The organism is Kocuria sp. CPCC 205231 (assembly GCF_040980965.1).
Lineage (GTDB): Bacteria > Actinomycetota > Actinomycetes > Actinomycetales > Micrococcaceae > Kocuria > Kocuria rosea.
The window spans coordinates 38,024-50,186 of the sequence record NZ_JAVKPP010000011.1; the positions used below are offsets into that span (position 1 = coordinate 38,024).

The 12,163-nt window shown below is 72.6% G+C and carries 9 protein-coding genes; 7 read left to right on the forward strand and 2 right to left on the reverse strand.

All coding sequences use genetic code 11. From position 1 onward, the window contains the following. Nucleotides 1-3 precede the first annotated feature (3 nt). Both RF640_RS12415 and RF640_RS12420 read right to left on the reverse strand, forming a co-directional pair. Nucleotides 4-987 (reverse strand): bile acid:sodium symporter family protein, encoded by a 984-nt coding sequence (locus RF640_RS12415; RefSeq protein ID WP_249033835.1) that lies wholly within the window; start codon nt 985-987, stop codon nt 4-6. Next, nucleotides 981-1,640 (reverse strand): MBL fold metallo-hydrolase, encoded by a 660-nt coding sequence (locus tag RF640_RS12420; RefSeq protein WP_109222855.1) that lies wholly within the window; start codon nt 1,638-1,640, stop codon nt 981-983. Before RF640_RS12420 ends, RF640_RS12415 begins: the two co-directional genes overlap by 7 nt. A gap of 266 nt (nt 1,641-1,906) precedes the next feature. Between RF640_RS12420 and RF640_RS12425 the strand changes: the two genes are divergently transcribed. The 7 genes from RF640_RS12425 to yvcK all read left to right on the forward strand — a co-directional run bounded on the left by RF640_RS12425 (nt 1,907) and on the right by yvcK (nt 12,119). Continuing rightward, nucleotides 1,907-2,443 (forward strand): MarR family winged helix-turn-helix transcriptional regulator, encoded by a 537-nt coding sequence (locus tag RF640_RS12425; protein ID WP_272026867.1) that lies wholly within the window; start codon nt 1,907-1,909, stop codon nt 2,441-2,443. Continuing rightward, a complete protein-coding gene (locus tag RF640_RS12430; protein WP_368828013.1) occupies nt 2,440-4,176 on the forward strand; it encodes an MDR family MFS transporter in 1,737 nt (578 codons plus the stop codon). The genes RF640_RS12425 and RF640_RS12430 overlap by 4 nt, the downstream gene beginning before the upstream one ends. A gap of 44 nt (nt 4,177-4,220) precedes the next feature. Further along, nucleotides 4,221-7,226, forward strand: a complete 3,006-nt coding sequence (uvrA, locus tag RF640_RS12435) for an excinuclease ABC subunit UvrA (protein ID WP_368828089.1) — start codon at nt 4,221-4,223, stop codon at nt 7,224-7,226. Next, nucleotides 7,223-7,918 (forward strand): HAD hydrolase-like protein, encoded by a 696-nt coding sequence (locus RF640_RS12440; RefSeq protein ID WP_258299889.1) that lies wholly within the window; start codon nt 7,223-7,225, stop codon nt 7,916-7,918. Before uvrA ends, RF640_RS12440 begins: the two co-directional genes overlap by 4 nt. A gap of 13 nt (nt 7,919-7,931) precedes the next feature. After that, entirely contained in the window at nt 7,932-9,980 is a 2,049-nt protein-coding gene (gene uvrC / locus RF640_RS12445) for an excinuclease ABC subunit UvrC (protein ID WP_368828015.1), read from the forward strand. Between the two features lie 101 nt (nt 9,981-10,081). Continuing rightward, nucleotides 10,082-11,008, forward strand: a complete 927-nt coding sequence (gene rapZ / locus RF640_RS12450) for an RNase adapter RapZ (protein ID WP_368828017.1) — start codon at nt 10,082-10,084, stop codon at nt 11,006-11,008. A 31-nt stretch (nt 11,009-11,039) separates the two neighbouring features. Continuing rightward, entirely contained in the window at nt 11,040-12,119 is a 1,080-nt protein-coding gene (gene yvcK / locus RF640_RS12455; protein WP_109222858.1) for a uridine diphosphate-N-acetylglucosamine-binding protein YvcK, read from the forward strand. The last annotated feature ends 44 nt before the right edge of the window (nt 12,120-12,163 follow it).

The following is a 12,163-nucleotide window of genomic DNA, read 5'->3' on the forward strand; positions in this document are numbered from 1 at the left end:
TTCTCAGGCTCCTGGGAGCCGGCGCGCCGCCCGCGCGTCGGCACGGCGGCAGAGCAGCGCGAACAGGGCGCCCGAGAGGTTGTGCCAGACCGAGAACACCGCGGCGGGCAGGGCCGCGAGGGGGTTCATGTACTGGGCGGCGAGCCCGGCGGCCAGACCGGAGTTCTGCATGCCCACCTCCACGGCGGTGGTGCGGCGCACGGCGATCGGCTGCCGCGTCACCGCCCCCACGAGGTGGCCGAGGATCAGGCCCAGGACGTTGTGCAGGGCCACGGCCGCGAGCACGAGCAGGCCCGCCTCCACGATCCGGTCGGCGCTGCCCGAGACGACGATGGCCACGATCACGGCGATGGCCGCCACCGACACCCACGGCAGGGCGGGCAGGGCGCGCTCGACCAGACGGGGCGCGAGCAGTCGCACGGCGAGGCCCGCGACGACGGGCAGGAGGACGATCTTGGTGATCGACCAGGCCATCGCCCCGCCGTCCACCGGCAGGTACTGCCCGGCCAGCCACAGGGTGAGCAGCGGGGTCAGCAGCGGTGCGAGCAGCGTGGAGATCGAGGTCATGGCGACGGACAGGGCCACGTCGCCGCGGGCGAGGTAGGCGACCACGTTGGAGGCCGTCCCGCCGGGCGCGCAGCCCACCAGGATCACACCCGCGGCGAGCTCCGGCGGCAGCCGCAGCAGGAACACCACGAGCAGCGCCACGAGGGGCATGATCACGTACTGGGCCGCGACGCCGAGCAGCACCGGCAGCGGCCGCTTCGCCACGAGCGCGAAGTCCACGGGCCGCAGGGTCAGGCCCATGCCGAACATGACCACGCCCAGCAGGGGGTTGATCCACCCGGACAGGCCGCTCACGGCGCCGGGGGCGAGGAAGCCCACGAGCCCGCCCGCGAGGACGAGCACGGGGAACAGCAGGACGGCGGTGTAGGCGCCGCGGTCGGGCGCGGCGGTGACGGCCGCCGCGGGCCCGGGACCTACCACCCGCGGGCCCGCCACTCCTCGAGGTGGGGGCGCTCCGCCCCCAGCGTGGTCGGCTTCCCGTGGCCGGGGTGGACCACGGTGTCGTCGTCGAAGCGCTCGAAGACGCGCTCGGTGACGTCGTCCATCAGCTGCCGGAAGTCCTCGGGGCTGTTCGTCTTGCCCACGCCGCCGGGGAAGAGGGAGTCGCCGGAGAAGATGTGCGCCGGGCCCTGCGGGTCGCGGTAGACCAGGGCGATCGAGCCGGGGGTGTGCCCGCGCAGGCCGATGACCTCCAGGTCGAAGCCGTCGAACTCGGCCGTGTCCCCGTCCTCGAAGGTCAGGTCCATGGGCACGGCGATGTCGGACTCGTCGTCGGCGCCGCACGCCGTCATGGCCTCGGAGCGGGAGCGGACCTCCTCCAGGGCGCGGACGTGGTCCCAGTGCGAGTGGGTGGTGATGATGAGCTGGAGATTGCCGTAGGCCTGCGAGCAGTCGCCGTTGCCGGCGCCCACGAGGCCGGCGATGGCCCGGGCGTCGTCGGCCGCGTCGATGAGGACCTGTGTGCCCTCGTCCTTGGACGTGAGGAGGTAGACGTTGTTGTCCATCTCGCTCACGGAGATCCGGCGAATCGTGACCTCGGAGAGGTCGGTGACCTCCGTCTTCGTTGCGATCATGAGGACGAAGGTACTCCCGACTCCTGACACTGGCCAATCGCGAGCGCGCCGGGGCGCCGGGCGGTGTGTCCGACGGCACGGGCGCCGGGGTTGGCTTCCCCACACCGTCCGGATAAAGTTGCGTGAGGCAACAAAACATCAAGGCATCCGGTGGCACCACGCCCGCGTCGTCGTCGACGCGGGACCCCGCGAGGAGCGGGGAGTGCGGACCGGGTGCCCCTTCGTCGTTGTCGCCCCGAACATCCCCGATCCCGGAGGAGCCTCCGTTGCCCGTCTCCCACGACACCGCCGTGGAGCTGGTGCGCGACCTGCTCGAGCTGCAGCGCGTCATGAAGCGCGTGACCAAGACCGACGCCGGCCCGCGCCGGCTCAACCCCACGGCGATCGCCCTGCTCTACTACCTCGACGGCAACGGGCCCCGCCGGGCCACCGTGATGGCCGCCGAGACAGGTCTCGGGCCCTCCGGGCTGAGCCGCCAGCTGGCCGTCCTCGAGGAGGAGGGCCACGTGGAGCGCACCCCCGACCCCGACGACGGGCGCGCCGCGCTGGTCGCCATCACGGATCGGGGCCGGGAGCACGTCCGGGCCGTGCTCGAGCAGGACGCCCAGCGCCTCGCCGCGCGGCTCGAGGGCTGGGACGAGGAGCAGGCCCGCACCAGCCGCGGGGCCATCAACGAGATCACCACCGTCTTCCTGGACTCCCTCGGCGTGGAGCGCACCACGTCCTGCCGGGACCAGCCGGCCCGGGACCACACCGACCGAGAGCACGCAGACCGAGAGCACGAGGAGCAGACCGCACCATGACGTCACAGCAACCGACCACCGCACCGGGCGGGGGGACCGGCGCCTCCCACAAGGAGGTCATGCGGGCGCTCACGGGGATCCTCTCGGTCTTCTTCATGGCGATGGTCACCCTCACGATCATCGGCACGGCCCTGCCCGTGATCATGGCCGACCTCGGCGGGGACCAGACCTCGCTGTCCTGGACGGTCACCGGCACCCTCCTCGCCAACGCCGCGACCACGCCCGTCTGGGGCAAGCTCGCCGACCTCTTCGACAAGAAGAAGTTGCTGCAGCTGTCCATCGTGATCTTCGTGCTCGGCTCGGCCATGGCCGGGCTGGCCCCGACCATCGAGTTCCTCATCCTGGCCCGCGTGGTCCAGGGCGTGGCCATGGGCGGGATCATGGCCCTGGCCATGACCATCATGGGCACGATCATCCCGCCCCGGGAGCGCGGCCGCTACGCCGGCTACATGGGCGCCGTCATGGCCGTGGCCACCTCCGCCGGCCCGCTGCTCGGCGGGCTCATCGTGGACCTCTTCGGCTGGCGCTGGGTGTTCCTCATCCCCGCCCCGCTGGCGGTCCTGGCGGCCGTGCTCGTCCACCGCACCCTGCACATCCCGCCGCAGGCGCCCCGGAAGGTGAGCATCGACTGGCTCGGCATCGCGCTGTTGATCGTCTCCGCCTCCGCGCTGCTGCTGTGGGTGTCCCTGGCCGGGCAGCCGGGCATGTTCGAGTGGGTCTCGGCGACCTCCGCGGCCCTCGTGGCCACCGCGCTCGTGGGCTCCGTGCTGTTCGTGCTCGTGGAGCAGCGCGCCGCCGAGCCGGTCCTGCCCATCCGCGTGGTCACCGAGCGCACCACCGCGCTGGCCATCCTCGCGGCCATCGCCACCGGCGCGGCCATGTTCGCCTCGACCACCTACCTCGGCCAGTACTTCCAGCTGGGCCAGGGCTTCAGCCCCACGATGGCCGGGATGCTCATGCTCCCGCAGGTCTTCGGCTCCCTCGTGGGCGCCACGGTCGCCGGGCAGCTGATCACCCGCTACGGGCGGTGGAAGATCATCCTGGTGGTCGCCGCCGTGCTCATGTCCACCGGACTGTTCCTCGCCGCCACGCTCACGCACGACACCGCGCTGTGGGCCGTGAGCGTCTTCATCTTCCTCGTGGGCCTCGGCATCGGCGCGCTGAACCAGAACCTGGTCCTGGCCGTCCAGAACACCGTGGGGCTCAAGGACATGGGCGCGGCGTCCTCCTCGGTGGCCTTCTTCCGCACCATGGGCGGCGCCGTGGCGGTCGCCGTGTTCGGCGCCCTCATGAGCTCCCACCTGGCCCGGCAGCTCGCAGAGAGTACCCGCGCCCGCGGCGGGGACCCCGCCGCGGTGGACAGCTCCACGATGGACCTGGAGTCGCTGCCCGCCTCCGTCGAGGGCGTGGTGCGCGAGGCCTACGGCACGGGCACCGGTCTCGTCTTCCTGGTCGCCGCCGTCGCGTCCCTCGTGACGCTGCTCGCGGTGCTCCTCATCAAGGAGGTGCCGCTGCGGCGCACCGTGGACATCGTGGAGGTGGACCCCTCCACGGGCCGGCTCAAGGTCGTCACCCGCACCCTCGACGCCCGCGAGGTCCGCCGCCGGCAGCAGGAGGCCGCGGCCGGCGCGCACGCCGAGGAGACCGGTCCGGACTCGGACGGCGCCGCCGGCGGAGCGGCCCGGGACCGGGTCCGCGAGGACACCTCCACCGGCCCCGTGGACCGGGTGTGAACCCGCCCACGGACCCGGCCCCGATGTCCGGGCCCGGTACTAGAGTGGAGGGCGTGTCTGAGCCGATCCCCACGTCCACCCTGGTCCTGAACCCGTCGACCGATTCCTCCGAAGCCCTCGACGGGCCGGTGACCGCCACCGGCGCCCGGACCGCCCGCCGGTCCGACCTCACCGAGATCGTGGTGCAGGGCGCGCGCGAGCACAACCTCGACAACGTCTCGCTGACCGTGCCGCGGGACGCCATGGTCGTGTTCACGGGGCTCTCCGGCTCCGGGAAGTCGTCGCTGGCCTTCGACACGATCTTCGCCGAGGGCCAGCGCCGCTACGTCGAGTCCCTGTCCTCCTACGCCCGGATGTTCCTGGGCCGGGTGGACAAGCCGGACGTCGACTTCATCGAGGGCCTGTCCCCGGCGGTGTCCATCGACCAGAAGTCCACCTCCCGCAACCCGCGCTCCACCGTGGGCACGATCACCGAGATCTACGACTACATGCGCCTGCTGTGGGCGCGTGTCGGCCACCCGCACTGCCCCGAGTGCGGCGAGGCGATCAAGAAGCAGACCCCGCAGCAGATCGTGGACCAGCTCCTCGAGATGCCGGAGACGACCCGCTTCCAGGTGCTCGCGCCCGTGGTGCGCGAGCGCAAGGGCGAGTTCGTGGACCTCTTCCAGGAGCTCTCCGCGAAGGGCTTCTCCCGCGCCACCGTGGACGGCGAGACGGTCCAGCTCTCGGACCCGCCCAAGCTCAAGAAGCAGTACAAGCACACGATCGAGGTGGTCGTGGACCGGCTCGTGGTCAAGGAGGGCATCCGCCAGCGCCTGACCGACTCCGTCGAGACGGCGCTGGGCCTCGCCGAGGGGCGCGTCGTCGTCGAGCTCGTGCCCCGCTCGGACGAGGAGATCGCCCACCCGCTGGAGCTGCGCCGCCCGTTCTCCGAGAACCTCGCCTGCCCCAACGAGCACCCCCTGCAGGCCGACGAGATCGAGCCCCGCTCCTTCTCCTTCAACGCCCCGTTCGGCGCGTGCCCGGAGTGCGACGGCATCGGCTCGCGGCTCGAGGTCGACGAGGAGCTCGTGGTCCCCAACCCGGACCTCTCCCTCGTGGAGGGCGCGATCGCCCCGTGGTCGCTCGGCAAGGCCACGAGCGAGTACTGGAACCGCCTGCTCGCCGGCCTGGGCCAGGAGCTCGGCTTCGACCTGGTCACCCCGTGGGGGAAGCTGCCCGCCAAGGCGCGCAAGGCGATCCTCGAGGGCAAGGACTACCAGGTCACCGTGGCCTACCGGAACCGGTTCGGCCGGGAGCGCCGCTACACCCAGGGCTTCGAGGGCGTGATCGGCTACATCAAGCGCAAGCACGCGGAGACGGAGTCGGACAACGCCAAGGACCGCTACGAGCAGTACATGCGCCAGGTGGCGTGCCCGGCCTGCGACGGCGCCCGGCTGAACCCGACCATGCTCGCCGTGACCGTGGGCGGGAAGAACATCGCCGAGACCACCCGCATGCCCATGCGGGACGCCCACGCGTTCTTCCGGGACCTGGAGCTCAGCACCCGCGAGACGAAGATCGGCGAGCAGGTGCTCAAGGAGATCCAGGCGCGCCTGACGTTCCTCGTGGACGTGGGCCTGGACTACCTCAACCTGGAGCGCGCCGCCGCGACGCTGTCCGGCGGCGAGGCCCAGCGCATCCGCCTGGCCACCCAGATCGGGGCCGGGCTCGTGGGCGTGCTCTACGTCCTGGACGAGCCCTCGATCGGCCTGCACCAGCGGGACAACCGCCGGCTCATCGGGACCCTCACCAAGCTGCGGGACATGGGCAACACCCTGATCGTCGTCGAGCACGACGAGGACACCATCCGCGAGGCCGACTGGATCGTGGACGTCGGCCCCGGCGCCGGCGAGCGCGGCGGGCGCGTGGTGCACTCCGGGACCTACGCGGAGCTCCTCGCCAACGAGGAGTCCATCACGGCCGACTACCTCTCCGGCCGCCGGGCCATCCGGGTGCCCGCGCAGCGCCGGGCGGTCGACCGCAAGCGGATGCTCAAGGTCGTGGGTGCGCGGGAGAACAACCTGCGCGGCATCGACGTCTCCTTCCCGCTCGGGGTGCTGACCGCGGTGACCGGGGTGTCCGGGTCCGGGAAGTCCACCCTGGTCAACGACATCCTCTACACGGCGCTGGCCAACAAGCTCAACGGGGCCAAGCAGGTCCCCGGCCGGCACAAGCGGATCGACGGCGTGGACCAGCTCGACAAGGTGGTCCACGTGGACCAGAGCCCGATCGGGCGGACCCCGCGCTCCAACCCCGCCACGTACACGGGCGTGTTCGACCACATCCGCAAGCTCTTCGCCGAGACCCCGGAGGCGAAGGTGCGCGGCTACCAGGCCGGCCGGTTCTCCTTCAACGTCAAGGGCGGGCGCTGCGAGGCGTGCTCGGGCGACGGCACGATCAAGATCGAAATGAACTTCCTGCCGGACGTCTACGTCCCGTGCGAGGTGTGCAAGGGCGCCCGGTACAACCGGGAGACCCTCGAAGTGCACTACAAGGGCAAGACCATCGCCGAGGTCCTGGAGATGCCCATCGAGGAGGCCGCCGAGTTCTTCAAGGCGTTCGGCCCGATCGCCCGGCACCTCAACACCCTCGTGGACGTCGGCCTCGGCTACGTCCGGCTGGGCCAGCCCGCCACGACCCTGTCCGGCGGTGAGGCCCAGCGCGTGAAGCTCGGCGCGGAGCTGCAGAAGCGCTCCAACGGCCGGTCCATCTACGTGCTGGACGAGCCCACCACGGGCCTGCACTTCGAGGACATCCGCAAGCTGCTGCTCGTGCTGCAGGGGCTCGTGGACAAGGGCAACACCGTGATGACCATCGAGCACAACCTGGACGTCATCAAGTCCGCCGACTGGATCGTGGACCTCGGCCCGGACGGCGGCTCCGGCGGCGGGCAGGTCGTGGCCGAGGGCACCCCCGAGCAGGTGGCCCGGAACACGAACAGCCACACCGGCCGGTTCCTGGCCGAGGTGCTCGCCGAGCGCCCCGTCCCGGCGGGGGCCGCCCGATGACCGCCCCCGTGGTGCTCTGGGACCTCGACGGCACCCTCCTGGACCCCGCCGGGGCGATCACCGGCGGCATCGCCCGGGCCCTGGCCGAGCACGGCCACGCCGTGCCGGAGGACCTGCGCCGGTTCGTGGGCCCGCCCGTGGGCTTCTCCCTGCGGACCTTCACCGACGTCCCGGAGGAGGACATCCCGGCGGTGGTCGCCACCTACCGGGCCCGCTATCGCACCGAGGGGCTCGCGCAGACGCGGATCTACCCGGGGGTGGAGGAGCTCCTGGAGCGCCTGCACGGCGCCGGCGTGCGGATGGCCGTGGCCACCCAGAAGCCCGAGCCCACCGCCGAGCTCGCCGTCGAGCGGTTCGGCCTCACCCGGTGGTTCGAGACCGTCTCGGGGGCCGCCGACGACGCCGCGGCAGCCCCGCGCGACGGACTGGCCCACGACAAGCCCGCGATCATCGCCGAGGCACTGCGCCGGCTCGGCGTGGCCGCCCCGGACCCCGCGCGCACGGTGATGATCGGGGACCGACGCTACGACGCCGAGGGCGCGCTCGCCCACGGGATCGACTGCCTGGGCGTCGCCTGGGGCTTCGCCGACGAGGACGAGCTGGGGACCGGCTTCGCCGCCGTGGCCCGGGACGCCGCCGAGCTCGGGGAGCTCCTGGCCCGGTACACCGCCCCGGCCCCGACCGGCCGCTGAGGGGGACCGGACCGTGGCCGATCCGGAGAGCTACCGCCCCGCCCGCCAGGACATCCCGACCGCCCCGGGGGTCTACCGCTTCCGCGACGAGTACGGGCGCGTGGTCTACGTGGGCAAGGCCAAGAACCTGCGCAACCGGCTGAGCTCCTACTTCGCGCCCCCGCACGCCCTGAGCCCCAAGACCCGCGCCATGGTCACCACCGCGGCCGGGGTCGAGTGGACCGTGGTGGGCAGCGAGCTGGAGTCCCTGCAGCTCGAGTACACGTGGATCAAGGAGTTCAAGCCCCGGTTCAACATCGCCTACCGGGACGACAAGTCCTACCCCTACCTCGCCGTCACGATGGCCGAGTCCGTGCCGCGGGCCCAGGTGGTCCGGGGGGAGAAGAAGAAGGGCAACCGCTACTTCGGCCCCTACTCCCAGGCCTGGGCGATCCGCGAGACCCTCGACGCCCTGCTGCGGGTGTTCCCCGTGCGCACCTGCTCCAAGGGCGTCTACCGGCGCGCCGAGCAGTCCGGGCGCCCGTGCCTGCTGGGCTACATCGACAAGTGCTCCGCCCCGTGCGTGGGGCGGATCTCCGAGGAGGACCACTACGCCCTCGCGGAGGACCTGTGCCGGTTCATGGCCGGGCACGCGACCCCGTTCATCAAGGAGCTGCAGCGGCAGATGCAGGAGGCCGCCGCGGCCATGGACTTCGAGACCGCGGCCGCGCGCCGGGACGACATCGCCGCCCTGGAGAAGGCCTTCGAGCGCAACGCCGTGGTGCTCTCCGACAGCACCGATGCCGACTTCTTCGCGCTCGCCGAGGACGAGCTGGAGGCCGCCGTCCAGGTCTTCCACGTCCGGGGCGGCCGGATCCGCGGCCAGCGCGGCTGGGTCACCGAGAAGGTCGAGGAGGCCGACGGCGGACGCCTGCTGGAGCAGCTGCTCGAGCAGGTCTACGGCGACACCGCCGCGGACGCCGCCGAGAGCGCCCACGCCGCCGCGCCCCCGTCCCCGGGCGGATCGAAGCACCGGCCCTCCGCGGAGCTCGCCTACCGGGAGGACGCCATCCCGCGCACCGTGCTGCTCTCCGAGCCCGCCGACAGCACCGACCGGCTCGAGGAGTGGCTCTCGGGGCTGCGCGGATCGCGCGTGACGATCGCCGTGCCGCAGCGCGGGGAGAAGGCGCACCTGATGGAGACGGTGCAGGAGAACGCCCGGCAGGCACTGAAGCTGCACAAGTCCCGGCGGGCCGGCGACATCACCACCCGCTCCGCGTCCCTGCAGGAGCTGCAGGAGGCCCTCGACATCCCCGTGCCGCTGATGCGGATCGAGTGCTACGACATCTCGCACGTGCAGGGGACCAACGTCGTCGCCTCCATGGTCGTCTTCGAGGACGGGCTGCCCAAGAAGTCGGACTACCGGAAGTTCTCGGTCACCGGCGAGGCCGCCCGGGACGACACCGCGTCCATGCACGACGTCATCTCCCGGCGCTTCCGCCGCCACCTCGAGGAGCAGGCCGAGCGGGAGGCCGCCGGGCCGCGCACCGGGCAGGTGGAGGCGGGGGCCGAGGCCCCCGAGCGGGCGCGGTTCGCGTACCCGCCCAGCCTCGTGGTGGTCGACGGCGGGCCCCCGCAGGTCGCCGCCGCCGCCCGGGCGCTGCGCGAGCTCGGGATCGACGACGTCCACGTGGTCGGCCTGGCCAAGCGGCTCGAGGAGGTGTGGGTGCCGGACGACGAGTTCCCCGTGATCCTGCCGCGCGCGAGCCAGGGCCTCTACCTCCTCCAGCGGATCCGCGACGAGGCCCACCGCTTCGCCATCACCTTCCACCGCAAGAAGCGCTCCTCCGCCATGACGGTCTCCGTGCTCGACGAGCTGCCCGGGGTGGGCCCCGCCAAGCAGAAGGCCCTGCTCAAGCACTTCGGCTCCGTCAAGAAGCTCCGGGCGGCCCGGGTCGAGGAGCTGGAGCAGGTCCCCGGCTTCGGGCGGACCCTCGCCGAGAAGGTGGCCGCCGCGCTGCAGGCCTCCGACGACACGACCGCCCCGGCGGTCAACATGACCACCGGGGAGGTGCTGTCCTGAGCCCGGGCGCGCCGCCGGGGTCGCGGCGGGGCCCCGCCGACTTCGTTAGGCTGGGGCGGGACCAGCAGGCGCAGGCCACCACGACGGGAGACGGAGCGGACATGAGCGAGCACACCGCCGGAGCGGACGTCGGGACGGCGGACGGGACCGACCACGCGAGACCGACCAGCTCGGAGCTGCTCGTCGTGACGGGCATGTCCGGGGCCGGGCGCAGCACGGCCGCGAACGCTCTCGAGGACCTCGGCTGGTACGTGGTCGACAACCTGCCGCCGCAGATGCTGCACACCCTCGCTGACCTCGTCTCCCGGACCCCCCAGGCCCTGCCCAAGCTGGCGGTCGTCATCGACGTGCGCGGCAAGGCCCTGTTCAGCGACATGAAGGAGACGCTGGCCGCCCTCGAGGCGTCCGACGTCGACTTCTCGGTGCTCTTCCTGGACGCCGCCGACGAGGTCCTGGTCTCCCGCTACGAGCACCAGCGCCGACCCCACCCGCTGCAGGCCGGCGGGCGGATCCTCGACGGGATCCGCGCCGAGCGCGCCCTGCTGACGGACCTGCGGGAGTCGGCCGACGTGGTCCTGGACACCTCCGGGTTCAACGTGCACGCCCTGTCCCGGGCCGTGGCCGACCTGTTCTCCACGAACGGGCCGGTGGTCCTGCGCCTGACCGTGCTCAGCTTCGGCTTCAAGTACGGGGTCCCCGCGGACGCGAACTACGTGGCCGACGTCCGCTTCATCCCCAACCCGCACTGGGTCCCGTCGCTGCGCCCCCGCACCGGCAAGGACGACGAGGTCCGGGACTACGTCTTCCAGGACGAGGGCCCCCGGCAGTTCGTGGACCGGTTCGTCGCCATGCTCGAACCCGTCTTCGCGGGATACCGTACGGAGAACAAACACTACGCCACCATCGCGATCGGCTGCACGGGCGGGAAGCACCGCTCCGTGGCCGTGAGCGAGGAGGTGGCCCGCAGGCTCGCCAAGCTGCCGCTCGTGACGGTCAACATCCAGCACCGGGACATGGGCCGGGAGTGACCGGCTCGCCCTCACCGCGATGGGACCCCCGATGACCCTTCCTCCCACCGGCGCGTTCCCCCGGCTGCCCCTCAGCAGCGGCGCCGATGCCGACCCCCACCACTCGCCCGACCCCTCCGCCCGGCGGCCCGGCGGCGCCAGCCCCTCCGTGGTCGCCCTCGGCGGCGGGCACGGGCTCTCGGCGAACCTCGCCGCGCTGCGCCGGATCACCCCGGTGCTCACGGCGGTCGTGACGGTGGCCGACGACGGCGGCTCCTCCGGCCGGCTGCGCGACGAGCTCGGCGTCCTGCCCCCGGGGGACCTGCGGATGGCGCTCGCCGCGCTGTGCGACGACTCCGAGTGGGGCCGGACGTGGCGCGACGTCATGCAGCACCGGTTCAGCTCCTCGGAGGGGCGTACCACGACCCTCGACAACCACGCGCTGGGCAACCTGCTCATCGTCACGCTGTGGGAGCTGCTGGGGGACCCGGTGGCGGGGCTCGAGTGGGCGGGCGCCCTGCTGGGCGCCCGCGGCCGGGTGCTGCCGATGTCCACGCAGCCGCTGGTCATCGCCGGCGACGTCCCCGGCGCCCTGTCCGGCGGGAGCGCGAGCGGCTGCGCGAGCGAGGCCGGCACGGTCCGCACGATCACCGGGCAGGCGGTCCTGGCGAAGCAGGCCGACGTCTGCAACGTGCGGCTCGTGCCCCCGGACGCCCCGGCCTGCCCGCAGGCGGTCGAGGCGGTCGGGCTCGCCGACTGGGTGATCATGGGGCCGGGCTCGTGGCACACCTCCGTGCTGCCGCACCTGCTGCTGCCCGAGCTGCGGCAGGCGATCTGCGGCTCGCCGGCGCGCCGCTGCGTCACCCTGAACCTCTCGCCGGACACCGAGACGCGCGGCAAGACCGCCGCCGACCACCTGCGGGTCCTGCACGACTACTGCCCCGAGCTGACCCTGGACGTGGTCCTCGCCGACCCCTCGGCCACCGAGGACGGCGCCGACCTCGAGGAGGTCGCCCGCGGCCTGGGCGCCGAGGTCTTCTACGCCGACGTCCGGGCGCACCCCGGCACCGCCGTGCACAACACGCTCCGGCTCGCGGCCGCCTACCAGGAGATCTTCGAGCGCCACCGCTGAGCCTGCCGCCCCACCCCCACACACCCCAGCATCCCCAGGAAAGG